We start from the raw sequence: 22,662 nt of genomic DNA, 5'->3' as shown, positions 1-22,662 counted from the left end.
CGGGCCGGCCCCGCCGTCGTCCGTCTGCCAAAGCGTCAGTCCCGCGCCGGCTACTGGGCGCCGGGGCGCACCAGCCCGCTCTCGTACGCGTACACCGCCGCCTGCACCCGGTCGCGCAGCCCCAGCTTCGTCAGCACGTGCCCCACATGCGTCTTCACCGTCGTCTCGCTCACGAACAGATCCGCGGCGATCTCCGCGTTCGACAGCCCGCGCGCCACCAGCTTCAGCACCTCCACCTCGCGTTCGGTGAGGGTGTGCAGCGTGTCCGGCACCGGCTCCTCGCCCGACGGCAGATGCCCGGCGTACTTGTCCAGCAGCCGGCGCGTGATGCTCGGCGCGAGCATCGCCTCGCCCCCCGCCACCACCCGGATCGCCTGCACCAGCTCATGGGCCGGCGCGTCCTTGAGCAGGAAGCCGCTCGCCCCCGCCCGCAGCGCCTCGACGACATACTCGTCCAGATCGAACGTCGTCAGCACCAGCACCTTCGCCGGCCCGTCCTTCGCCGGTCCGGTGATCTGCCGGGTCGCCTCGACGCCGTCCATCCGGGGCATCCGGATGTCCATCAGCACCACATCCGGCTGCAGCGCGCGCACCTGCTCCAGCGCCTGCAGACCGTCACCGGCCTCCCCGACCACCGCAAGATCCTGCTCCGCCTCCAGAATCATCCGGAATCCCGTACGCAGCAGGGGCTGGTCGTCGACCAGCAGGACGCGGATGGCCACGAGCTCTCCTTTGATAGGCCTGTCCGGGCGAACAGTGCCTGGTAGGGCAACTGCGCTAGATGTCCCCCATTCTGCCCTGCGGCACCCCACCGCCCTCCGGCGGGCGGATCTGCAGCGGATACACCGGGGGAGTGCCGCCGAATTCCGGACAGTGCGCCTGATGGTCGCACCAGCCGCACAGCTTCGTCGGCCGCGGCCGCCAGTCGCCGGTCTCCGTCGCCAGCCGGATCGCCTCCCACAGCGCCAGCAACTTCCGCTCCACGGCCCGCAGATCGGCCTCACCCGGGTCGTACGTCACCACATCGCCGCTGCCCAGATAGACCAGCTGCAGCCGTCGCGGCACCACACCGCGCAGCCGCCACATCACCAGCGCATAGAACTTCATCTGGAACAGCGCACCCTCGGCGAACTGCGGCCGCGGCGCCTTGCCGGTCTTGTAGTCGACGATCCGCACCTCACCCGTCGGCGCGACATCCACCCGGTCGATGAACCCCCGCAGCTGCAGCCCCGAATCCAGCACCGTCTCGACATAGAGCTCACGCTCCGCCGGCTCCAGCCGCGTCGGGTCCTCCAGCGAGAACCACCGCTCCACCAGCGTCTCGGCCTCGGCCAGCCACTGCGCCAGCCGCTCACCCGCCACGTCGTCCGCGAACAGCTCCGCCAGCTCCGGCCGCTTGGCCAGCAGCTTTTCCCACTCGCCCGGCACCATCGCCCGCGCCCCGACGGCCGTACGCTCCGCCGCCGGCGCGTCGAAGAGCCGCTCCAGCACCGCATGCACGACCGTGCCGCGGGTCGCCGCCGGGCTCGGCTTCTCGGGCAGCCTGTCGATCACCCGGAAGCGGTAGAGCAACGGACACTGCATGAAATCGCTCGCCCGCGACGGCGACAGCGCCACCGGCGGCCGCGGCTGCTCCCCGCCCCGCGCCCCCGGCCCGGCAGCCTCACCGCCCACCCCGGCAGCCTCCGCGCCCGCCCCGGCTTCCCCGCCCTGTGTGCCCGCCCCGGCCTGCTCCGTGCTCCATCCCATGCCACAAAACCCTACGGCCCGCCACTGACAGGCGCGGACGGGCCGGCGCCGCAAGGGCCCCGCAGCGGATCGGGCCGGGGCACTCCGCATACCATCGACCCTGGACCCCTGCGCCCTGCATGATCGAGATATCAGGCCGAGCAGGGGCGAATGCCGTATTCGATGAGGGGACGCCGTGGACGAGAGCGGGAAGTCGCAGGACCCCGAGGAGTCCGTGCGGCCCCAGCCGCCCGAGCCGCCCGAGGGCGGCAACGGGCCCAAGGCACCCACGCCGGGCAAGAGGAAGCCCGGCGGGGGCGGCATCCTGATGGGCCGTCCCTTCGGCGTGCCCGTCTACGTCGCGCCCAGCTGGTTCCTCGTCGCTGCCCTGATCACCTGGGTCTTCGGCGGCCAGCTGGAGCGCGTACTGCCCGAGCTCGGCGCCGCCCGCTATCTCGTCTCGCTGTTCTTCGCGGTCGCCTTCTACGCCTCGGTGCTCGTCCACGAGCTCGCCCACACCGTGGCCGCGCTCCGCTTCAAGCTCCCCGTACGGCGCATCCAGCTGCAGTTCTTCGGCGGCGTCTCGGAGATCGAGAAGGAGACCGAGACCCCCGGCAGGGAGTTCGTCCTCGCCTTCGTCGGTCCGCTGCTCTCCCTCGCCCTCGCCGGGGTCTTCTACGCCGGCATGCAGCTGGTCGAACCCGGCACCGTCCCCGGCGTCCTGCTCGCCGGCCTGATGATCTCCAACCTCATCGTCGCGATCTTCAACCTGCTGCCCGGGCTTCCCCTGGACGGCGGCCGGATGCTGCGCGCCGTCGTCTGGAAGATCACCGGCAAACCCATGAGCGGCACCATCGCCGCCGCCTGGGTCGGCCGCGCCCTCGCCGTCACCGTCCTCATCGGCCTGCCGCTGCTCACCCACACCGGCGTCCTCGGCGCCGCCCGCCCCGAGATCGGCGGCGCCGACTCGCTCACCGACGCCCTGCTCGCCGCGATCCTCGCCGCGATCATCTGGACCGGCGCCGGCAACAGCCTGCGCATGGCCCGCCTGCGCGAACGGCTCCCCGACCTCACCGCCCGCACCCTGACCCGGCGCGCCGTCCCCGTCGAGACCGACACCCCGCTCTCCGAGGCGCTGCGCCGCGCCAACGACGCCGGCGCCCGCGCCCTGGTCGTCGTCGACCGCCAGGGCACCCCCACCGCCCTCGTCCGCGAGGCCGCCATCATCGGCGTCCCCGACCACCGCCGCCCCTGGGTCGCCGTCGGCACCCTCGCCCAGGACCTCAAGGACGGTATGCGGGTCTCCGCCGAACTCGCCGGTGAGGACCTTCTGGAGTACCTGCGCGCCACCCCCGCCACCGAATACCTCGTCATCGAGGAGACCGGCGAGATCTACGGCGTCCTGTCCACCGGCGACGTCGAGCGGGCCTTCGTCTCCGCCATGGCCCGCAAGGCTGCTTGACCGGACTCGGTTCGCCTCCGGGGGCGCCCAAGCCTCCTCCGGCTCACTCGCCCTGCCCACTGGTCCGCGGCGTCCCGACGGGCCGGTAGGCTGGTCACATGTCCGAACCGACCGGTGCCGCCCGCCGTCGCGGGCCCTTCAAGGTCGGGGACCAGGTCCAGCTCACCGATCCCAAGGGACGCCACTACACCTTCACGCTCGAAGAGGGAAAAAGCTTCCACACCCACAAGGGAGCTTTCCCCCACGACGAGCTGATCGGTGCTCCCGAGGGCAGCGTTGTCCGTACCACCGGGAACGTCGCCTACCTCGCGCTGCGCCCGCTGCTCCCCGACTATGTCCTGTCCATGCCCCGCGGCGCCGCCGTGGTCTACCCCAAGGACGCGGGGCAGATCCTGGCGATGGCCGACATCTTCCCCGGCGCCCGCGTCGTCGAGGCAGGTGTGGGCTCCGGCTCGCTCAGCAGCTTCCTGCTGCGCGCCATCGGCGACGACGGCATGCTGCACTCCTACGAGCGCCGCGCCGACTTCGCCGAGATCGCCACCCAGAACGTCGAGCGCTACTTCGGCGGACCGCACCCCGCATGGACGCTCACCGTCGGTGACCTCCAGGACAACCTCTCCGACACCGACGTCGACCGCGTCATCCTCGACATGCTCGCCCCCTGGGAGTGCCTGGAGGCCGTCTCCAAGGCCCTGGTCCCCGGTGGCATCCTCTGCGCCTACGTCGCGACGACGACGCAGATGGCCCGCACGGTCGAGGCGATCCGCGAACACGGCACCTTCAACGAGCCCTCGGCCTGGGAAACCATGGTCCGCACCTGGCACGTCGAGGGCCTTGCCGTCCGCCCCGACCACCGCATGATCGGCCACACCGGCTTCCTGCTGACCGCCCGCCGGCTCGCCGACGGCGTCGAGCCCCCGCTGCGCCGCCGCCGCCCGGCCAAGGGCGCCTACGGCGAGGACTACACAGGACCGGGCAAGGACCAGGCAGCCGCCCCCAAGGGCAGCTCCGCCGAGCGCGGCTGACCGCCCGGATCCGGCCACCGAACCACCCGGCGCCGCCGACGAGTTCCCCACCGGGAACCGCCGGCGGCGCTCCGTCGTTTCCCCCACCGGATCTGCACGGAAAACTCCGGCCCGGCCGGTTCCTCGGCGCACCCTCCTGTGGAACGATGCTGGGCACTCCCACCGGTACAGCACTTCACAGGAGTTACCCCGCGTGCAGCCCATGGCAGGCCAGGACCTTTTGCACACCCAGCCGCGCCCCATGCACTGGCTCGCCACCGCCACCGCCATCTCGGCGGTCGTGGCGGCCGCGTCCTTCGTCCAGCCCCCCGACGCCAAGGCCACGACCTCCCCCGTTGCCGCGGCCGGCCCCCGCCCCGTGGCCGCCCCCGACCCGGGCAAGGTGACCTTTCCGGTCGACTGCGGCCCCAACCGCCTCGACGTGGTGAAGAAGGCCTCCGGCGACCTCGACGGCGACGGGACGACCGAGACCGTTGCCGTGGTCCGCTGCCACAGCCAGACCGGCACCCCGCCCAGCGGCGTCTACGTCCTCGCGCAGCCGTCCGACCCCAAGGCCGCACCCCGGATCGTGGCGACACTCCTCGACCCCGCCCGCCGCCGCACCGTCCAAACCCTCACGGTCGGAAACGGCGCGATCTCAGCGGCCCTGCTGGGCTACTCCACGCTCGACGTCCCGCGCTGCTGCCCCGATGTGCACCGGAGCGTCAAGTGGCAGTGGAAGGGCGGGAAGTTCGTCCAGAGCGAACTCCCCGCGGCCATGAGCACCCAGGGTCTGTGATCTGTCACATCATGTGTCCGGCCGACGCGGTGCGCGCCGCGCCGGCTACTCCGCGTCCGGACCGTAGACCTCGACCAGGTCCTTGACGCGGCGGACGTGGATGCAGTCCCCGGGGCACTCCTTCGCGGAGTCCCGGACGTCATCGAGCAGCTTCAGCGGGACGGGGGTTGTGGCCCCCTTGTCCTGCAGCAGCTCGTCCTCGGTGCTCTTCACATAAGCCAGCCCGTCGATGTCGAGCTCGAAGACCTCCGGCGCGTACTGCGCACAGATGCCGTCCCCGGTGCACAGATCCTGGTCGATCCATACTTCCAGCTCTGGGGCTTCGTCCTGCGCGGTCATCTCGCCTGCCGTTCCTGCGTACGTGAACCGTTTTTGTCTAAGTGGCGCCAGCCCTGACGGGTGTTGACCGACTCGACGATACAACCGCTCGCTTTCCGATGTTGTTGGGTGGGTATTCCCTTGGCGTGAGGACGTGCGCAAGGGTGAAGATCGGACACGCCCCGACAGTCTTTTCGATCTAGGGGTTTCAACCTGCACCGGCCCAGGTAGGGTCAGGAAGCGTCCAGCTCCTTGGAGGAGGTGAGGACCGTGGCAGCCCACGACGACGACATCAACCGCGGCATCCGGCCGGGGCGGGGGTCTGAAGATCCCGCCGGCCAGGTTGCCTATCTTGAGCAGGAGATCGCCGTCCTGCGACGCAAGCTCGCCGACTCTCCGCGTCATACGAGGATTCTCGAAGAGCGGATCGTCGAGCTGCAGACCAACCTGGCCGGCGTCTCGGCGCAGAACGAGCGTCTCGCCAATACTCTCCGCGAGGCCCGCGACCAGATCGTCGCGCTCAAGGAGGAGGTCGACCGGCTCGCACAGCCGCCGGCCGGCTTCGGTGTCTTCCTGCAGGCGAACGAGGACGACACGGTCGACATTTTCACCGGAGGCAGAAAGCTCCGGGTGAATGTCAGCCCCAGCGTGGAGACCGGGGACCTCCGGCGCGGCCAGGAGGTCATGCTCAATGAAGCGCTCAACGTGGTCGAGGCCATGGAGTTCGAGAGCGCCGGCGACATCGTCACCCTCAAGGAGATCCTCGAGGACGGCGAGCGCGCCCTGGTGATCGGGCACACCGACGAGGAACGGGTGGTCAGGCTCGCCGAGCCGCTGCTGGACATCACCATCCGCCCCGGCGACGCCCTGCTCCTCGAGCCCCGCTCCGGCTACGTCTACGAGGTCATCCCGAAGAGCGAGGTCGAAGAGCTCGTCCTCGAAGAGGTCCCGGACATCGACTACACCAAGATCGGCGGTCTGGGCGGCCAGATCGAACTGATCCGGGACGCGGTCGAGCTTCCGTACCTCTACCCCGACCTCTTCAAGGAGCACGAACTCCGCCCGCCCAAGGGCGTCTTGCTCTACGGCCCCCCGGGCTGCGGCAAGACCCTCATCGCCAAGGCGGTCGCCAACTCCCTTGCCAAAAAGGTCGCCGAGGTGACCGGCCAGCCCGCGGGGAAGAGCTTCTTCCTCAACATCAAGGGCCCCGAGCTGCTCAACAAATACGTCGGTGAGACGGAGCGGCACATCCGGCTGGTCTTCCAGCGGGCCAGGGAAAAGGCGAGCGAGGGCACCCCCGTCATCGTCTTCTTCGACGAGATGGACTCCCTCTTCCGCACCCGGGGATCCGGCGTCAGCTCGGACGTGGAGAACACCATCGTCCCGCAGCTGCTCTCCGAGATCGACGGTGTCGAGGGCCTGGAAAACGTGATCGTGATCGGTGCCTCGAACCGCGAGGACATGATCGACCCGGCGATCCTGCGCCCCGGCCGTCTCGATGTGAAGATCAAGATCGAGCGACCGGACGCGGAGGCCGCCAAGGACATCTTCTCGAAGTACCTCACGGAAAATCTTCCGCTGCACTCCGACGACCTCGCCGAACACGGCGACTCGCGGAAGGCCGCAGTGAGCGGAATGATTCAATCCGTCGTCGAGCAGATGTACGCGGAATCCGAGGAAAATCGCTTCCTGGAGGTCACCTACGCCAATGGTGACAAGGAAGTCCTCTATTTCAAGGACTTCAACTCCGGTGCGATGATCGAAAACATCGTAGGACGCGCAAAGAAGATGGCCATCAAGGCCTTCCTCGAACACAATCAGAAGGGGCTTCGCGTCTCCCACCTCCTCCAGGCATGCGTGGACGAGTTCAAGGAGAACGAGGACCTGCCCAACACCACCAACCCGGACGACTGGGCCCGTATCTCCGGAAAGAAGGGCGAGCGGATCGTCTACATCCGTACGCTCGTCACCGGAAAGCAGGGCGCGGACACCGGTCGCTCCATCGATACGGTGGCGAATACCGGCCAATACCTGTAACACCGCTCTCCGGCTGCGGATGTCCTGCACGGGGCGTCCGCAGCCGGACGCTTTTCCGGGGGCTTCACCACCGCACCCGATAAGGCGCGGTGACCAGGGAAAACCGGACTGGAGCAATGACTGTAATGATCTCCCCAGCGCCGCAAAGGCGTTCTAGGCTCTTCGGTACCGCAGCGTCACCCTGTGCGGGCGCGGGGCACGCGCACGGACCGGAGGCACCGCGGTACTTGAGCGCCGACCCCATCCGGGGGCGCCGCCGGGCAAGGAGGGCCGCATGACCGTACGGCGAGTAATGGGAATCGAGACGGAGTACGGGATCTCCGTCCCCGGTCACCCGAACGCCAATGCCATGCTCACCTCGTCCCAGGTCGTCAACGCCTACGCGGCCGCGATGCACCGGGCACGCCGTGCCCGCTGGGATTTCGAGGAGGAGAACCCGCTGCGGGACGCCCGCGGCTTCGACCTCGCACGCGAAAACGCGGACGCCAGCCAGCTCACGGACGAGGACATCGGCCTGGCGAACGTGATCCTCACCAATGGCGCAAGGCTGTACGTCGACCACGCCCACCCCGAATACAGCGCCCCCGAGGTCACCAATCCATGGGACGCCGTGCTGTGGGACAAGGCCGGCGAGCGGATCATGGCCGAGGCCGCCGAACGGGCCGCCCAGGTCCCCGGCGCCCAGCCCATCCACCTCTACAAGAACAACACCGACAACAAGGGCGCCTCCTACGGGACGCACGAGAACTACCTGATGAAGCGGGAGACCCCCTTCTCGGACATCGTGCGGCACCTGACGCCGTTCTTCGTCTCCCGCCAGGTGGTCACCGGCGCCGGCCGGGTCGGCATCGGCCAGGACGGCCATGAGCACGGCTTCCAGCTCAGCCAGCGCGCCGACTACTTCGAGGTGGAGGTCGGGCTGGAGACGACGCTCAAACGGCCCATCATCAACACCCGCGACGAACCGCACGCGGACGCGGAGAAGTACCGCCGGCTCCACGTGATCATCGGGGACGCAAACCTCTCCGAGATCTCGACGTATCTGAAGCTGGGCACCACCTCCCTGGTGCTCTCGATGATCGAGGACGGCTTCATCGCGGTCGACCTGGCCATCGACCAGCCGGTGCGCACCCTCCACCAGGTTTCGCACGACCCCTCCCTGCAACATCTGATCACGCTCCGCAGCGGCCGCACGCTCACCGGCGTACAGCTCCAGATGGAGTACTTCGAGCTGGCCCGCAAATACGTCGAGGACCGCTACGGAGCGGATGCGGACGAGCAGACCAAGGACGTCCTGACCCGGTGGGAGGACGTGCTCGGCCGGCTGGAGAACGACCCGATGAGCCTGTCCGGCGAACTGGACTGGGTCGCCAAGCGGGAGCTGATGGAGGGCTACCGGCGCCGCGACGGCCTGGAGTGGGACGCGGCGCGACTGCACCTCATCGACCTGCAGTACGCCGATGTGCGGCCCGAGAAGGGCCTGTACAACCGTCTGGCGGCCCGCGGGAAGATGAAGCGACTCCTGGACGAGTCCCAGGTCGAGCGGGCCGAGCAGAAGCCTCCAGAGGACACCAGGGCCTACTTCCGCGGCCGCTGCCTGGAGCAGTACGCGGACGATGTCGCGGCCGCCTCGTGGGATTCGGTCATCTTCGATCTGCCCGGGCGTGACTCCCTGCAACGGGTTCCCACACTGGAGCCACTGCGGGGGACCCGGAAACACGTCAAGGAGCTTCTTGACCGCTGCCGTACCGCGGAGGAGCTGGTGAGGACGCTGTCCGGCCGCTGAGCTTCGGCAGGTGCACGACAGAATTCCTCAAGATCCACGCCCGATCCGCGGCTGAAATCGCCGCGGTGCGGGAATCAATGAGGTGACTCCCGGGCGTTGCAGCAACTGCAGGGCCGATGTCGGACCCTGCTTGTAGGGTCGGATCTTGAAGGTCACATCGAGCGGGGCGAACCGAGCGGGGTGAGGGACATGGCGACCAAGGACAGCGGCGGCGGACAGGCGAAGGCCACGCGTTCCACGGAAGAGGTCGAGGAGCAGACAGAGGACGCGCAGGCCTCGGAAGACCTCAAGGAACGCCAGGAGAAGTTGTCGGACGACGTGGACTCGGTGCTGGACGAGATCGACGATGTCCTCGAGGAGAACGCAGAGGACTTCGTGCGCTCCTTCGTGCAAAAGGGTGGGCAATAGGCCCGGATTTCCCTTGCATCGAAGGCTTACGGCCGGTGGGGGCTTCGAGTGTCAGAAGGCCAAGGCGTGAAGCGCTGTCCGCGGCGTAAGGAGGACAAGCCGCGGACGGCCTTCGCGAGGAACAGGGCGATGCGTGACGGGCCGCAGGCCCACTGCCGGGAGCCCGCGGCGGCGTACCACCGGGACGGTCCGGCGGCGCTCTGCACGTCGTGCAAGGCGATGAAGGGGCGCGCAGGCCACCTGAAGCGCCACTGCGGCATGAGCGAAGCCGAGCGCGATGCGCTCATCGAGGAACAGCGCCGGATGTGCCCGATGTGCCTTGCCGACCCCGTGCAGGTGGATCACGATCACGGGACGGGTAGGGTCCGAGGCGTACTGTGCTTCAGTTGCAATGCAGCCTTGGGTCAATTCAAGGATCGGCCGGACGTATTGAGGCGGGCGGCCGAGTATCTGGAAGGAAACGTGTGGAAGCCAATACTCGAAGCACCGGGCGTCTACCAGCTGCCTTCCTGACGCCTGGATCCTCGTCCTTCATGGATTTCCTCGGTGAGCACTCGCCCACTCTGCTGCCGGGCAACCGCCCGTTGCCGCCGGTGCAGGGTGCCATCGAGGCGCCGCATGGCACGACGATCGTTGCCACGGCGTTCCCCGGAGGCGTGGTGCTCGCCGGTGACCGGCGGGCGACAATGGGCAATGTCATCGCGCAGCGTGATATCGAGAAGGTTTTCCCGGCCGACGAGTATTCGGCGGTCGGCATCGCGGGCACGGCCGGCCTCGCGGTGGAGATGGTCAAGCTCTTCCAACTGGAGCTGGAGCACTTCGAGAAGGTCGAGGGCGCCCAACTCTCCCTGGAGGGCAAGGCAAATCGTCTGTCGACGATGATTCGCAGCAATCTGGGGATGGCCATGCAGGGCCTGGCCGTGGTGCCGTTGTTCGCCGGCTATGACCTCGACCGCGAGAAGGGCCGTATCTTCTCGTACGACGTGACCGGCGGGCGGTCGGAGGAGCACGGCTTCGCGGCGACGGGTTCCGGCTCGGTCTTTGCGCGCAGTGCGCTGAAGAAGCTCTTCCGGGAAGATTTCACGGAGGATCAGGCCGCCACCGCCGTCATCCAGGCCTTGTATGACGCGGCCGATGACGACTCCGCGACCGGCGGGCCCGATATGGGGCGGAGGATCTACCCCATCGTCACCGTGATCACCGAGGACGGCTTCAAGCGGCTCACCGGGGACGAGGTCTCGGAGATCGCCCGTGCCGTGCACGAGCACCGCCTCGAACAGCCCGACGGCCCGCGTGCCGCGCTGCTCTGACGGGACGGATGGTCCGCAGTGCTCCCCCAGCTACCGAGAGAGCTTTTGACAGGAAGGGACGGATAGCCGGTGTCGACGCCGTTCTATGTCTCACCCCAGCAGGCCATGGCGGACCGCGCCGAGTACGCCCGCAAGGGCATCGCGCGCGGCCGGAGTGTCGTGGTGCTGCAGTACACCGACGGCGTGGTCTTCGTCGCCGAGAATCCCTCCCGCGCCCTGCACAAGGTCAGCGAGATCTATGACCGGATCGCCTTCGCGGCGGTCGGCAAGTACAACGAGTTCGAGAACCTGCGGATCGGCGGGGTGCGCTACGCCGATCTGCGGGGCTACACCTACGACCGTGAGGATGTGACCGCGCGGGGCCTGGCGAATGTCTATGCCCAGACACTCGGCACGATCTTCTCCAGCGCCGCCGAGAAGCCCTACGAGGTCGAGCTGATCGTCGCCGAGGTCGGCGCGGCCCCCGAGGACGACCAGATCTACCGGCTGCCGCATGACGGCTCGATCGTCGACGAGCACGGCTCGGTGGCGGTCGGCGGCAACGCGGACCAGATCAGCAGCTATCTCGACCAGCGCCACCGCGACGGTATGACGCTGGCCGAGGCGCTCAAACTGGCCGTGGAGTCGCTGTCGCGGGACAACAACGGCGGCGAGCGCCGGCTGACCGCCGAGCAGCTGGAGGTCGCGACGCTGGACCGTACGCGTCCCCAGCAGCGCAAGTTCAAGCGGATCCTGGGGCGGCAGCTGTCCCGGCTGCTGGACGAGAGCGGCGGGGCGGACGCCGGCGAGGCGGCGGACGCGGATGCGGGCGCCGGTGCCGGGGAGTCCGGGACCACCGCCGGGGAAAGCGGCGGCAAGGGCTCGAAGGACAAGGGAAGCAAGCCGGACAACGGCAAGGGAGCGTCGGACGGGGAGGGCTCCGACGGGGAGCCCCTGCTCTGACGTCAGGCTGCGGGGCGTGTCCCCGGTCGCGCGCCCCGGTGGGTCACTGCCCGCCGGGGCGCGCCGCTTTTCACGGGGTGTCCGCGGCCGGGGCGGTGGAGCCCCGGGTGATCAGTTCGACCGACAGGGCGGGGGCCGCGGCCGGGTGGCCGCCGAGCACGCTCATCAGGGCCCGCATCCCGGCCGCACCGAACTCCTCGGCGGGCAGCCGTACGGTCGTCAGCTCCGGCTCGACGGCGAGGGCCAGGGCCAGGTCGTCGAAGCCGGTGACGGAGACGTCCTCGGGGACCCGCAGGCCGAGTCGGCGTACGGCCTTGCAGGCGCCCGCGGCGATGATGTCGTCGTCGCAGAGCAGGGCCGTGGGGCGGGGGCCGGGGGCGGTCAGGGCGGCGTGGGCGGCGTGCAGCCCGGCGTCGACACCGAGGGCGGCCGGCTGCCGGCGCAGCAGTGTGCCGGGGGTGTGCGCCAGGGCTTCGGTAACGGTGCGGGCGCGCAGATCGAAGGTCCAGGAGTCCACGTCGGCGGCGAGGTGGGTGATGCGGCGGTGGCCGAGGGCCGTCAGATGGCGCGTCAACTGCCGGACGCCGTCGGCGATGTCGAGGTTGACGGTGGCGGTGGCCCGGTCGTCGTCGGGGTCGCTGTCCAGCATGACCAGCGGCAGGTCCGCGTCGCGGAGCGCGGTGAGGGCTTCGGCGGCCATCGATGAGGCGATCACACCGTCCAGGGTGGCCGCCGCGGAGTCGAAGGGGTCGCGGGCCGGGCCGATGCCCTCGGGGGAGGGGTAGAGGACCACTCCGAAGTCGTGGTCGGCGGCGACCCGGGCCGCGCCGGTGTAGACGCGGGCGAAGAATTCTGTGGTCAGGGCGGGGACGACCAGCAATGCGGTGCGGGTGCGGCCCATCCGCAGGCTGCGGGCGGCGAGGTTGGGACGGTAGCCCAGCTCGCGGGCGGCGGTGCGGACGGCTTCGGCCTTGGCGGGGGAGACCCGGCCCCGCCATTTGTCGCCCAGCACGAGGGAGACGGTCGCCTGGGAGACCCCGGCGGCACGGGCCACATCCCGGCTGGTGGTGCGCGCGGTGGCCGGGCGCCGGCCGGGTGAGCTGGTCTCGTTGCTGGTCACCGGGTGTTTCGCTCCTTGCGCACGGCGATTACGAGTGGACTGCGGATGAGGGTCATGATACGTATAACGGCGCAGGTTATACGTACCATGTCCGGCCGGGCCGGACGGGAAAGGGGCAGGGATGGCCGCGGGATATGCGGAGCTGCTCAGAACCCGGCACGCGGCCCGGCTCCTGGCGGGGACGCTGTTCGGCAGGCTGCCCAACGCCACCGCGCCGCTGGCCGTGGTCCTCTTCGTACGCGCCGAGGGCGGCAGCTATGCCCTGGCCGGTGCGCTCTCCGCGGTCTACGGCGCCTGCAACGCCCTCGGCCAGCCACTGCTGGGCCGGGCGGTGGACCTCTACGGCCAGCCGCGCGTGATGCTGCCCGCCTCGCTGCTCTCCGCGCTCGGTATGGCGCTGCTCGCGGCCGTCGGCCTGGATGTGCTCTGGCTCGCCTACGCGGCCATGGTGATCGCCGGTTTCTTCACCCCGCCCCTGGAGGGCGGCCTGCGGGCGCTGTGGCCCGGTGTCCTCAAGCGCGCGGACCGGGTGCACGCCGCCTACGCGCTGGACGCGGTGGCGCAGGAAGTCATGTACGCGGTGGGGCCGTTGCTGGTGACGCTGTGCGTGGCGGCCTGGTCGGAGGGGGCGGCGCTGTTGGTGATCAACCTGCTCGGGGTCCTGGGGGCGCTCTCCGTAGTGCTCAGCGAACCCTCCCGGCAGTGGCGCAGCGGGCCGCGAGAGGCGCACTGGCTGGGTGCGTTGCGCTCGGCCGGGATGCTGGTGCTGATCGGGGCGTTCTTCTTCGTGGGGCTGGCGCTGGGTTCGATCGCGGTCGCGGCGGTGGCGTACGCGGAGGAGCACGGCGGCGGGATGGTCTCCAGCTGGCTGCTGTCCGCGTTGGGTGCCGGCGCGCTGATCGGTGGCCTCGGCTACGGCGCGCGCGAGTGGCCGGGGCGGCCGGAGAGCCGGCTGCGACTGCTGATCGGGCTGCTGGCGCTGGGCTATCTGCCGCTGGTGCTGGTTCCGGGGGTGGCCGGAATGACGGTGTTGACCGGGGTCGCGGGAGTGTTCCTGGCGCCGGCGCTGGCCTGTGCCTTCGTGGTGGTGGACCGTCACGCGCCCCGGGGCACGGTGACGGAGGCGTTCTCCTGGCTGGTGACGACGTTCGGTGTCGGATCGGCGGTGGGTGCTTCCGTGGTGGGCCCGGCGGTCGAGGGCGGTGGCGCGGTGGCGGGTTTCGCGGTGGCCGGCGCCGGTGGGCTCGCCGCGCTGCTCGTCCTTTTGTCGACGAAGCGATTTCTCGGGGATCCCGTGCTGCGTACGGCGGGTGCGGCCCCGGCGGAAAATGATCGAAACGGGGCCGTCGAACCCGGTTTCAGAGCAGGCCGTCAGGCGTAATGTTCAGTCATGGACCGCCGCATTTTCGGGCTGGAGAACGAGTACGGCGTCACGTGCACGTTCAGGGGACAGCGCCGACTGTCGCCTGACGAAGTGGCGCGGTACCTCTTCCGCCGTGTCGTGTCATGGGGCCGCAGCAGCAATGTCTTCCTGCGGAACGGTGCCCGCCTGTACTTGGACGTGGGTTCGCACCCGGAATACGCAACTCCCGAGTGCGACAACGTGACCGAACTGGTCACGCACGACAAGGCCGGCGAGCGCATTCTCGAAGGTCTGCTCGTCGACGCCGAGCGCCGCCTGCATGAGGAGGGAATCGCGGGCGACGTCTATCTCTTCAAGAACAACACCGATTCGGCGGGAAACTCCTACGGATGTCACGAGAATTACCTCGTGGCCCGGCATGGTGAGTTCTCCCGGCTCGCGGACATCCTCATTCCGTTCCTCGTCACCCGTCAGCTGCTGTGCGGCGCGGGCAAGGTGCTGCAGACTCCGCGGGGCGCCGTCTACTGCGTCAGCCAGCGTGCGGAGCACATCTGGGAGGGCGTCTCCTCGGCGACGACCCGTTCCCGGCCGATCATCAACACCCGCGATGAACCGCATGCGGATGCCGAGCGCTATCGCCGGCTGCATGTCATCGTCGGTGACTCCAACATGTCCGAGACGACCATGATGCTGAAGGTCGGGGCCACCGATCTCGTGCTGCGCATGATCGAGGCGGGCACGGTCATGCGGGATCTGACGCTGGAGAACCCGATCCGGGCCATCCGTGAGGTCAGCCATGACATCACCGGGCAGCGAAAGGTGCGGCTGGCCAGCGGGCGCGAGGCATCGGCGCTCGAGGTCCAGCAGGAGTACTACGAAAAGGCCGTGGATTTCTGCGACCGCCGCGGAATCCGTACGGGCACCGTCGAACGGGTCCTGGAGCTGTGGGGCCGTACGCTCGAGGCGATCCGGGAGGAGGAGCTCGACCGTATCTCCACCGAGATCGACTGGGTGATGAAACATCAGCTCATCGAGCGGTACCGCACAAAGAACAACATCACCATGTCCCACCCCCGGGTGGCGCAGATAGACCTCGCGTATCACGACATCCATCGCCGCCGGGGGCTTTACTACCTCCTGGAGCGGAAGGGGCAAGCGGAGCGGATCTGTAACGACTTGAAAATCTTCGAGGGCAAGTCGGTACCGCCGCAGACCACTCGCGCCAGGCTGCGCGGTGACTTCATTCGCCGGGCACAGGAGCAGCGCCGTGATTTCACGGTCGACTGGGTGCATCTCAAGCTGAACGACCAGGCGCAGCGGACGGTGCTGTGCAAGGACCCCTTCCGTTCGGTGGACGACCGCGTGGAGAAGCTGATCGCAGGCATGTGACCGGAGCGGGAGCATGCCGCCGCCGGTCCGGGGCCGGGGCCCTGCGTCACTCACGGTAGGGACCCTGGTCCGGTCGAGTGGCGACACCCCGGGCGTGTGGTGCCGGTAAAGGGGCCGGTGGGATGGGACAGTGGCGAGGTCCGTGTGACACGGGCCCGCCATTGTCGTGTGGCGTGGCTAGAGTGGATCTGTCCATTCACTGATCGCAGCCCGTTTTGAGGGATATACGTGCGCCGACGCCCCATCGCAGCCCTGATCGCCGTTCCCCTGCTTCTCGTCTCTGCAGCGGCCTGCGGCAATGACGAGTCATCCAAGGCCGGCTCCGTGCCGGCGGTGAGTGGCCAGGCGGATGCCAAGCCCAAGGTCGACAAGGGCGAGGGCACTCCTCCCAAGAAGCTTCAGGTCAAGGTCCTCAAAAAGGGTGACGGGCCGGAGGTGAAGAAGGGCGAGGCCCTGAACGCCAACTACCTCGGCCAGACCTGGGACGGCAAGGCGTTCGACAACAGCTGGGACCGCGGCGCGCCCGCCACCTTCGAGATCGGCAGCGGCAAGGTCATCAAGGGCTGGGACGAGGGCCTGGTGGGCCAGAAGCTCGGCAGCCGCGTCGAGCTGGTCATCCCGCCGGACAAGGGGTACGGCGCGCAGGCGCAGCAGAACATTCCCGCCAACTCCACGCTGGTCTTCGTCGTCGACCTCAAGAAGATCATGCCGAGCAAGATCGAGGGCAAGCCGGTCGCGCAGAACGACCCCGATCTCCCCAAGGTCGGGACCGCCATCGACGACAAGGCGCCGAAGATCACCCTGCCCAAGGGCCAGGACGCGCCGAAGGACGTCAAGAGCGAGACGATCATCAAGGGCAAGGGCGCGACGATCAGTGACAAGAGCATCGTGCGTGCCAACTACACGGTGGTCACCTGGAAGGACGGCAAGGTGATCGCCGACACCTGGGCGCCGGGGCAGCCCGGGGCACAGGATGTGCCGGTCGCGCAGCTGCCGGGGTGGAAGGAAGGCCTCAAGGGGAAGAAGGCCGGCAGCCGGGTGCTGATCGTGGTGCCCAAGAGCAAGCTGACCGCGCAGCAGCAGAAGTCCATCGGCTCCGATCTGGTGTTCTCCGTGGACGTGCTCAGCGTCAGCTGAAGCCGATCTGCGAGACTGACGCCGTAGTCGTAAAGATTCGTAAGTAGGAGCACATTCGTGAGCATCGACAAGCCCGAGATCGACTTTCCTGAGGGACCGGCTCCCACCGAGCTCGAGATCGTGGACCTGACGGAGGGCGACGGGCCGGTCGCCAAGGCCGGGGACACCGTCTCCGTCCACTACGTCGGCGTGTCGTTCAGCACCGGCGAGGAGTTCGACGCCAGCTGGAACCGCGGCAAGCCGCTGCAATTCCAGCTGGGCGCCGGCCAGGTCATCGCCGGCTGGGACCAGGGCGTGCAGGGCATGAAGGTCGGCGGCCGCCGTCGGCTGACCATCCCCGCGCACCTCGCGTACGGCGACCGCGGTGCCGGCGGCGGCCGGATCGCCCCGGGCGAGACGCTGATCTTCGTCTGCGACCTGGTCTCCGTCTGAGACCGTTGCCGGTCGCGGTGCGCGACCGCCGCTGACGTTTCCGAGGGCCCGTGCCGTGCCGGCACGGGCCCTCGGGGGTGTCTGCCCGCTTTCCCGTCCGGCTTTGCCCTGACCTCCCCGAGCGGTACGGTCAACGATCGGGAGTTCAACGAGAAAGGGCGTCGATGGCCATTGCCAAGGCCGAGCGGCTGATGAATCTGGCGCTGTGCCTGCTGGGGACGCGACGCCCGCTGACCAAGCGTGAGCTGAGGTCGTCCATCGAGGCCTATATCGAGGCCGGCAGCGACGACTCGTTCAACCGCATGTTCGAGCGCGACAAGGACGATCTGCGCGAGCTCGGCCTGGTCATCGAGACCGTCGAGGGCATCGAGGGCGACATCGGCTATCTCGCCCGCCGCGACAGCAACCGCCTGCCCCCGATCACCCTGGACGCCGAGGAGGCCGCCGCCCTCGGGCTCGCCGCGAAGATCTGGCAGCAGGCCCGGCTGGCCGGTGCCGCCAGCGGCGCGCTCCAGAAGCTGCGCGCGGCGGGTATGCCACTGGCCGGGGACGGTGCGGACTACGACGCCGGGCAGCCGCACAGCGCCCTGGAACCCCGTATCCCCGCTCATGAAGCCGCCTTCGAGCCGTTGATGCTGGCCTGCCGGGACCGCCGTCCGGTCGTCTTCGATTACCGCAAGTCGAACGCCGCCCGCCCCGAGCAGCGGCAGGTCGAACCGTGGATCCTGGAGTGCTGGCGGGGCCATTGGTACGTCGCCGGCTGGGACCGCGAGCGCAAGGCGGAGCGGGTCTTCCGGCTTTCGCGGATCACCGGCAAGGTCCGTTCCCGGCAAGGGGCGTTCACCGCGCCGGTACCCGATCACGTCACCGTCCGCGAGACCGTCGAGAGCTGGGCCGGGGAGACCGCGACCGGCACCGCCAGGATCAAGCTCCGCGCCGAGCACGGCTATCCGCTGCGCGCCCGCGCGCTCACCGTCCGCGAGCTGGGCGGCGGCTGGGACGAGCTGGAGATCCCCAACGGCCATGGCCTCGACGCCTGGCTGGTGGAGTTCGGGCCCGATGTGGTCGTACTGGAACCCGCGGAACTGCGCGCCGAGGTCATCGACCGGCTGCGTGCCGTGGCCAAGGGCTGAGAGGAACACGAGACCCATGGCGACGAACGCGATCGACCAGACCCGCCGGATGCTGTCCCTGGTGACCTATCTGCGCGAGCGCCCCGGCGCCCGCGTCGGCGACGTCGCCCGCGCCTTCGGCATCACCGAGGACGAGCTGATCGCCGATCTGGACGTCCTGCCGATGTGCGGGACGAGCTTCCGCGGCGGCGACCTCCTCGACATCGACACCGACGGCGACCGCATCTGGTGGCACAACCCCGACGACGTCGCCGAGCCGCTGCGGCTGGCGGCCGACGAGGCGACCGCGCTGCTGGTCGCGGCCCGCGCGGTGGCCACGCTCCCCGGGCTGCGCGAGGGCGACCGGCAGGCGCTGCTGCGGGCCACCGCCAAGCTGGAGGCGGCGGCCGGCGAGGCGGCCGGTGCCAGTGCCCGGCTGTCGGTGACCTTCGAGTCCGAGGGCGGCGTCTTCGCCGACGTGGACCGGGCCATCGCCGAGCGGCGGCGGCTGTGGCTGCGGTACTACTCACCGGCCCGCGACGAACTGACCGAGCGTGAGGTCGACCCGATCCGGCTGTTCGCCGTCGGCCACACCTACATGGAGGCGTGGTGCCGGCTCTCCGAGGCCCGGCGCACCTTCCGGCTCGACCGGGTCGCCGAAATCAAGCTGCTGGACGCCCCCGCCGACCCGCCGCCGGTCGAGCTGCGCGATCTGTCGGAGGGACTGGTGCAGCCCGCGGCCGAGGACCCCGAGGTGTCCATCGAGGTCGGGCCCGGCGGCCGCTGGGTCGCCGAGTACTACCCGCACGACAGCGCCGAGGAGCTTCCCGACGGCGGACTGCGCATCAGGCTGCGCACGCCTGATCCGGCCTCGCTGCGGCGGCTGGCGCTGCGCCTGGGCCGCGACGGCCGGATCGTGGCGCCGCAGGAGCTCGCGGACAGTGCCCGGCAGGCCGCCGATCAGGCGCTCGCGGCGTACGGCGAGTGACGGCGGGGCACCCGGTGGCGCACCGCCGTGCGCAGGGAGCAGGAGACGGCAGCGAAGGATGACGACCACGATGGTGACCACCACCCTGGCGGGCATGAGCGCGCCGGTGCTCTTCAAAGCGGCCTGCCCGGACTGCCGGGGCCGCTTCGAGCTGGCGTCGGACGCCTTCCGGCTGGCGATCGGCGCCAGCAGCCGCACCACCTTCTACTCCTTCACCTGCCCCGACTGCCGCCGCGCGGTGCGCAGACCGGCCGGTGAGCGGATCGTCGAGCTGCTGACCGGCGGCGGGGTCCGCACGCTGCGGCTGCACACGGGCTGACCGATAGGCTCGTCCCCATGCTCTGGCCCATGATCGCAATCGCCCTCGGCTTCGCCGGGATCGCCGTGCTCGGCGTCCTGGCCGTACGTGTCTTCGCCGAGGTGCGGCGGCTCGCCCGCCAGGTCGGAGCGAGTTCGGAGCGGATCCGGCGGGCCGCCGAGGATCTTGAGCGGGCGGCCGTTCCGCTCGCCTTCGCGGCACGTCGGCGTGAAACGGACCCCCGGGTGTGATGCATCCGAGGTCTCGTACACGCGGGCGGTAGGCTGTCCGACGGGGCCGATGGACGAGGCGTGGTCGGCTGCCGGGAGTGCGCACAGGGGTTGCTTTGCGTTTACCCGTGAGCGTTACGATCGCCTGCAGTACGGCGGGCGGACGGATGTCCGGCCAAGTCAGGTAGTCCCATCCCAACCGCCTCGGTGAGAAGGTTAACGCTTATGTTCGGACGCATCGGTGCTCCCGAGATCATCCTCATTCTCGTTGTGGTCGTCCTGTTGTTCGGCGCCAAGAAGCTTCCCGACATGGCTCGCTCGCTCGGTAAGTCGGCTCGCATCCTCAAGAGCGAGGCGAAGGCGATGAAGTCCGAGGGGAGCCAGCAGCAGGAGGCTCCTTCCGACCCGCCTAACCCCGGCGCGCAGCAGGCGACCCGCACCATCCAGGCCTCGCCCGGCGACGTGAGCAGCGCGCGACCGGCGGAGACCGACCACACGGCGCAGCGCTGACCGAGGTTTTCCTGCTGCACCGGCCCGGGCCGGTGGCCCGCTGCATGAGATGAGGACATGGGTTGCTCAAGTCTGCCCCCAAAGAACAAAAGGTGAAGGATCCCGAGGGGCGGATGCCTCTGGTGGAGCACCTGCGTGAGTTGCGCAACCGGCTCGCCAAGGGCCTGCTGGCCATCGTCATTGCAACGGTCATTTCGGCCTTCTTCTACGAAGCGATCATCGACGTCTTCACGAAGCCGGTGCTGCAGTCCGTAGGATGCAATGCGCTTTTTACCGAACTCGCCAAGCAGGAAAAAGGGTCACGATGCGCCAGCATCGTCATGATGGACCTGCTCGGCCCCTTCACTCTTGCGCTCAAGGTCTCCTTGGTCGCGGGGCTGATCCTTTCCTCCCCGGTGTGGCTCTACCAGCTCTGGGCATTCCTCGCGCCCGGTCTTCACCGTAATGAGAAGAAGTACGCGCTCTCCTTCGTAGGAGTGGGCTTCCCGCTGTTCGCCATCGGCGGGTATTTCGCGTACCGGGTGCTGCCGACCACCGCCGAGGTGCTCATTGGCTTCACCCCGGCCGGGATCGGCAATCTGATCACGTTGGACAAGCTGCTCGATCTGATCGCGCGCATGGTCGTCGTCTTCGGACTGTCCTTCGAACTGCCGTTGCTCCTGGTGATGTTGAATTTCGCCGGGATCATCAGCGGCAGGCGCATGCGGGGATGGTGGCGGGCCATGGTCATGGCCATTACCGTTTTCTCGGCCATCGCCACGCCGAGCACCGACCCGCTGACCATGATCGCTCTCGCGGGACCCATCGTTCTGCTGTACTTCGGTGCCGTGGGAGTCGCATTGGCCAACGATGCCCGCCGGCGGCGGCGTGCCGCGGTCGAGCCCGCTGACGACGAGGCGTCCGAGCTCGACCTGACACCTACCGACATCGGTGAGATCCAGCCTGTGGGGTCCCCCGTGGCAGCCTTGCCGGAGCAGGCGAAGGGCGAAGACAGCAAGCGCGGCGGCTTCGACGACGTCACCTGAGGAGGGCGCGGGCTCCGCCCCGCGACAACTGCTGCGAACCGAAGGCCCCGTGCTCGTCGAGCCAGGGCCTCCCGCACGTCCGGTGCAGGGTCTTGCGCGGAGTGAATTGAGCATGAGCAGCAGAAAGCCTTGGGTGGGTGGCTCCGCGGAGCCACCCACCCAAGGCTGCTAGGTGTGAGCGCTCAGCACTTGCCGTAGTCCTTGATGGCGGTGGGCCCACCCACGGCACGGGAATTGAAGTGCGCACCTCCGGCAACGCACTGTTCATAGTCGGCGGCGACGGACCAACTTATGTGGATCTTGTGCGCCGAGGAGCAGGTGTTGTGGCTGTACACCGCCGTGGTGACGTTGCCGTCTGCCCACGACCAGCTAAAACAACCGGACGTGCCGCGGTGCGTGCTCATGGTGGTCGCCGTGGCAGCTGCCGCCGGCACGGCGGTCGTCATGATTGCCACAGCCGCGGTGCCTGCCACCACAGCGATGGCGCGCTTCGTGATGCTCATTTTCTCCACCCGATGTCGCTCGTTCCTCTTGTCACGGGCGCGACTCGCGGAATCGCCAAAAATGGAAAATTCGTTCGAGTGCACGCTGATCGCTACCTTACGGGCGGTCAAAAGGGGTGATCAAGTAGAAAACCGGCCATGGGTAAGAGTGCGTGGTCGTATGCGTCGGCGTTCTTTTCCGTGCACTCTGCGGTGGGGGGAGGCGCGTGGGGCCGACCTGCTGACCGTTCCCTTGCGGTCGGGAATGGCGTGGCGGGGGTGGAAATGGCAGGGCGGGGAGCCGTGCACGGCTCCCCGCCCTTCATTGTGAGCTGCCCCTCTCCCGACCGTGCGGTGACGGGCTCATGCGGCGCTCCCGGGCCTCAGCAGTACTTGGCGCCCTGGAGTTGGCCGGTGCCCTGGTAGTGGAGCCTGCCCTTCGGCCGGATCGTGAAGCAGTCGCTGTCCGGCCACCAGCGCTCGGCGATCTGCACCTTGATGGTCTTCTTGCAGCCGTTGTAGATGTCGACGGAGTTCTTGCTCGGGTGCCACGTCGCCTGGACGCACTTGCCCACGCTTGCGGCGGCGGCCGGCCCAGCCGTCGCCATGGGAAGGCCCAATGCGGTCACGGCCAGTGTCGCGGTCACGGTTGCTGCCCTGAACTTGTTCATCGTTCCCCTTCGTTGCCGGAGGTGCATGCGGCCCTCCGCTGTGCCCGAGGGTGGCGTCCTTGGTCACTGAACGCCTGCTCAGCCCCCCCGGGCAGGCAGAATGATCATAGT

General features: G+C 68.8%; 25 protein-coding genes. 19 read left to right on the top strand and 6 right to left on the bottom strand.

The annotated features are described in order from the left end of the window. Positions 1-50: 50 nt before the first annotated feature. On the bottom strand, positions 51-722 hold the full coding sequence (locus tag CFW40_RS06530; RefSeq protein ID WP_088796887.1) for a response regulator transcription factor: 672 nt from the start codon (positions 720-722) through the stop codon (positions 51-53). A 55-nt stretch (positions 723-777) separates the two neighbouring features. Next, a complete protein-coding gene (locus CFW40_RS06525; protein ID WP_088796886.1) occupies positions 778-1,749 on the bottom strand; it encodes a RecB family exonuclease in 972 nt (323 codons plus the stop codon). A gap of 175 nt (positions 1,750-1,924) precedes the next feature. Here CFW40_RS06525 and CFW40_RS06520 point away from each other — a divergent pair, with 175 nt between their 5' ends. The 3 genes from CFW40_RS06520 to CFW40_RS06510 all read left to right on the top strand — a co-directional run bounded on the left by CFW40_RS06520 (position 1,925) and on the right by CFW40_RS06510 (position 4,993). Next, the gene (locus CFW40_RS06520; protein WP_088796885.1) at positions 1,925-3,190 is read left to right on the top strand and encodes a site-2 protease family protein; all 1,266 of its coding nucleotides are present in this window, start codon (positions 1,925-1,927) and stop codon (positions 3,188-3,190) included. Positions 3,191-3,288: 98 nt separating this feature from the next. Then, a complete protein-coding gene (locus CFW40_RS06515) occupies positions 3,289-4,215 on the top strand; it encodes a tRNA (adenine-N1)-methyltransferase (RefSeq protein WP_088796884.1) in 927 nt (308 codons plus the stop codon). Positions 4,216-4,417: 202 nt separating this feature from the next. Further along, positions 4,418-4,993 carry a hypothetical protein gene (locus tag CFW40_RS06510; RefSeq protein ID WP_176956708.1) on the top strand — a complete coding sequence of 192 codons (576 nt, stop codon included), beginning with the start codon at positions 4,418-4,420 and terminating at the stop codon, positions 4,991-4,993. A 45-nt stretch (positions 4,994-5,038) separates the two neighbouring features. Here the strand turns inward: CFW40_RS06510 and CFW40_RS06505 are convergent, their stop codons facing one another. Continuing rightward, the gene (locus CFW40_RS06505; RefSeq protein WP_088796882.1) at positions 5,039-5,332 is read right to left on the bottom strand and encodes a ferredoxin; all 294 of its coding nucleotides are present in this window, start codon (positions 5,330-5,332) and stop codon (positions 5,039-5,041) included. A gap of 249 nt (positions 5,333-5,581) precedes the next feature. Here CFW40_RS06505 and arc point away from each other — a divergent pair, with 249 nt between their 5' ends. The 6 genes from arc to prcA all read left to right on the top strand — a co-directional run bounded on the left by arc (position 5,582) and on the right by prcA (position 11,794). Further along, positions 5,582-7,348: a proteasome ATPase gene (gene arc / locus CFW40_RS06500; protein WP_088796881.1), complete on the top strand. Its 1,767-nt coding sequence runs from the start codon at positions 5,582-5,584 to the stop codon at positions 7,346-7,348. 274 nt (positions 7,349-7,622) lie between these two features. After that, a complete protein-coding gene (gene dop, locus CFW40_RS06495; protein ID WP_371127150.1) occupies positions 7,623-9,134 on the top strand; it encodes a depupylase/deamidase Dop in 1,512 nt (503 codons plus the stop codon). 189 nt (positions 9,135-9,323) lie between these two features. Further along, on the top strand, positions 9,324-9,542 hold the full coding sequence (locus CFW40_RS06490; RefSeq protein WP_088796879.1) for a ubiquitin-like protein Pup: 219 nt from the start codon (positions 9,324-9,326) through the stop codon (positions 9,540-9,542). Between the two features lie 129 nt (positions 9,543-9,671). Continuing rightward, a complete protein-coding gene (locus CFW40_RS06485) occupies positions 9,672-10,055 on the top strand; it encodes an endonuclease VII domain-containing protein (RefSeq protein ID WP_088796878.1) in 384 nt (127 codons plus the stop codon). After that, positions 10,007-10,852: a proteasome subunit beta gene (gene prcB / locus CFW40_RS06480; protein ID WP_088796877.1), complete on the top strand. Its 846-nt coding sequence runs from the start codon at positions 10,007-10,009 to the stop codon at positions 10,850-10,852. Before CFW40_RS06485 ends, prcB begins: the two co-directional genes overlap by 49 nt. Before the next feature lie 69 nt (positions 10,853-10,921). Beyond that, positions 10,922-11,794 (top strand): proteasome subunit alpha, encoded by an 873-nt coding sequence (gene prcA, locus CFW40_RS06475; protein ID WP_088796876.1) that lies wholly within the window; start codon positions 10,922-10,924, stop codon positions 11,792-11,794. Positions 11,795-11,864: 70 nt separating this feature from the next. On the opposite strand, the gene CFW40_RS06470 is transcribed toward prcA, so the two are convergent. Next, positions 11,865-12,914: a LacI family DNA-binding transcriptional regulator gene (locus CFW40_RS06470; RefSeq protein WP_088796875.1), complete on the bottom strand. Its 1,050-nt coding sequence runs from the start codon at positions 12,912-12,914 to the stop codon at positions 11,865-11,867. Between the two features lie 121 nt (positions 12,915-13,035). On the opposite strand from CFW40_RS06470, the gene CFW40_RS06465 reads away from it, so the two are divergent. The 10 genes from CFW40_RS06465 to tatC all read left to right on the top strand — a co-directional run bounded on the left by CFW40_RS06465 (position 13,036) and on the right by tatC (position 21,398). Continuing rightward, on the top strand, positions 13,036-14,295 hold the full coding sequence (locus tag CFW40_RS06465; RefSeq protein WP_088796874.1) for an MFS transporter: 1,260 nt from the start codon (positions 13,036-13,038) through the stop codon (positions 14,293-14,295). A gap of 9 nt (positions 14,296-14,304) precedes the next feature. Then, positions 14,305-15,666, top strand: coding sequence for a Pup--protein ligase (gene pafA, locus CFW40_RS06460; RefSeq protein WP_088796873.1), 1,362 nt, complete (start codon positions 14,305-14,307; stop codon positions 15,664-15,666). Positions 15,667-15,894: 228 nt separating this feature from the next. Further along, positions 15,895-16,803, top strand: coding sequence for an FKBP-type peptidyl-prolyl cis-trans isomerase (locus CFW40_RS06455; RefSeq protein WP_088796872.1), 909 nt, complete (start codon positions 15,895-15,897; stop codon positions 16,801-16,803). Between the two features lie 57 nt (positions 16,804-16,860). Then, positions 16,861-17,235, top strand: coding sequence for an FKBP-type peptidyl-prolyl cis-trans isomerase (locus CFW40_RS06450; protein WP_018087767.1), 375 nt, complete (start codon positions 16,861-16,863; stop codon positions 17,233-17,235). A gap of 164 nt (positions 17,236-17,399) precedes the next feature. Further along, positions 17,400-18,368 (top strand): YafY family protein, encoded by a 969-nt coding sequence (locus CFW40_RS06445; RefSeq protein WP_088796871.1) that lies wholly within the window; start codon positions 17,400-17,402, stop codon positions 18,366-18,368. Between the two features lie 16 nt (positions 18,369-18,384). Continuing rightward, complete coding sequence (locus CFW40_RS06440) at positions 18,385-19,335, top strand: YafY family protein (protein ID WP_088796870.1); 951 nt, start codon at positions 18,385-18,387, stop codon at positions 19,333-19,335. A 58-nt stretch (positions 19,336-19,393) separates the two neighbouring features. Then, on the top strand, positions 19,394-19,654 hold the full coding sequence (locus CFW40_RS06435) for a hypothetical protein (protein ID WP_088796869.1): 261 nt from the start codon (positions 19,394-19,396) through the stop codon (positions 19,652-19,654). Positions 19,655-19,671: 17 nt separating this feature from the next. Further along, positions 19,672-19,884, top strand: coding sequence for a hypothetical protein (locus CFW40_RS06430; protein ID WP_088796868.1), 213 nt, complete (start codon positions 19,672-19,674; stop codon positions 19,882-19,884). A 204-nt stretch (positions 19,885-20,088) separates the two neighbouring features. Continuing rightward, positions 20,089-20,373: a Sec-independent protein translocase subunit TatA gene (gene tatA, locus CFW40_RS06425; RefSeq protein WP_088796867.1), complete on the top strand. Its 285-nt coding sequence runs from the start codon at positions 20,089-20,091 to the stop codon at positions 20,371-20,373. A 62-nt stretch (positions 20,374-20,435) separates the two neighbouring features. Further along, complete coding sequence (gene tatC / locus CFW40_RS06420; RefSeq protein ID WP_088796866.1) at positions 20,436-21,398, top strand: twin-arginine translocase subunit TatC; 963 nt, start codon at positions 20,436-20,438, stop codon at positions 21,396-21,398. Between the two features lie 182 nt (positions 21,399-21,580). On the opposite strand, the gene CFW40_RS06415 is transcribed toward tatC, so the two are convergent. Together CFW40_RS06415 and CFW40_RS06410 are read right to left on the bottom strand one after the other, a co-directional pair. Continuing rightward, on the bottom strand, positions 21,581-21,985 hold the full coding sequence (locus tag CFW40_RS06415) for a hypothetical protein (RefSeq protein WP_143034579.1): 405 nt from the start codon (positions 21,983-21,985) through the stop codon (positions 21,581-21,583). 278 nt (positions 21,986-22,263) lie between these two features. After that, positions 22,264-22,551 carry a hypothetical protein gene (locus tag CFW40_RS06410; protein ID WP_088796864.1) on the bottom strand — a complete coding sequence of 96 codons (288 nt, stop codon included), beginning with the start codon at positions 22,549-22,551 and terminating at the stop codon, positions 22,264-22,266. Positions 22,552-22,662: the final 111 nt, after the last annotated feature.

The sequence above is a fragment of the Streptomyces sp. 2114.4 genome (assembly GCF_900187385.1).
GTDB lineage: Bacteria > Actinomycetota > Actinomycetes > Streptomycetales > Streptomycetaceae > Streptomyces > Streptomyces mooreae.
This window is presented reverse-complemented; position numbering and strand designations above follow the sequence as displayed.

What these genes read in the sequence shown, in the direction of transcription:
- CFW40_RS06525 (WP_088796886.1), bottom strand. Translation starts at nt 1,749, where the DNA reads ATGGGATGGAGCACGGAGCAGGCCGGGGCGGGCACACAGGGCGGGGAA.
- CFW40_RS06515 (WP_088796884.1), top strand. Translation starts at nt 3,289, where the DNA reads ATGTCCGAACCGACCGGTGCCGCCCGCCGTCGCGGGCCCTTCAAGGTC.
- CFW40_RS06510 (WP_176956708.1), top strand. Translation starts at nt 4,418, where the DNA reads ATGGCAGGCCAGGACCTTTTGCACACCCAGCCGCGCCCCATGCACTGG.
- CFW40_RS06505 (WP_088796882.1), bottom strand. Translation starts at nt 5,332, where the DNA reads ATGACCGCGCAGGACGAAGCCCCAGAGCTGGAAGTATGGATCGACCAG.
- dop (WP_371127150.1), top strand. Translation starts at nt 7,623, where the DNA reads ATGACCGTACGGCGAGTAATGGGAATCGAGACGGAGTACGGGATCTCC.
- CFW40_RS06490 (WP_088796879.1), top strand. Translation starts at nt 9,324, where the DNA reads ATGGCGACCAAGGACAGCGGCGGCGGACAGGCGAAGGCCACGCGTTCC.
- CFW40_RS06485 (WP_088796878.1), top strand. Translation starts at nt 9,672, where the DNA reads ATGCGTGACGGGCCGCAGGCCCACTGCCGGGAGCCCGCGGCGGCGTAC.
- CFW40_RS06465 (WP_088796874.1), top strand. Translation starts at nt 13,036, where the DNA reads ATGGCCGCGGGATATGCGGAGCTGCTCAGAACCCGGCACGCGGCCCGG.
- pafA (WP_088796873.1), top strand. Translation starts at nt 14,305, where the DNA reads ATGGACCGCCGCATTTTCGGGCTGGAGAACGAGTACGGCGTCACGTGC.
- CFW40_RS06445 (WP_088796871.1), top strand. Translation starts at nt 17,400, where the DNA reads ATGGCCATTGCCAAGGCCGAGCGGCTGATGAATCTGGCGCTGTGCCTG.
- CFW40_RS06440 (WP_088796870.1), top strand. Translation starts at nt 18,385, where the DNA reads ATGGCGACGAACGCGATCGACCAGACCCGCCGGATGCTGTCCCTGGTG.
- CFW40_RS06435 (WP_088796869.1), top strand. Translation starts at nt 19,394, where the DNA reads ATGACGACCACGATGGTGACCACCACCCTGGCGGGCATGAGCGCGCCG.
- CFW40_RS06430 (WP_088796868.1), top strand. Translation starts at nt 19,672, where the DNA reads ATGCTCTGGCCCATGATCGCAATCGCCCTCGGCTTCGCCGGGATCGCC.
- tatA (WP_088796867.1), top strand. Translation starts at nt 20,089, where the DNA reads ATGTTCGGACGCATCGGTGCTCCCGAGATCATCCTCATTCTCGTTGTG.
- CFW40_RS06410 (WP_088796864.1), bottom strand. Translation starts at nt 22,551, where the DNA reads ATGAACAAGTTCAGGGCAGCAACCGTGACCGCGACACTGGCCGTGACC.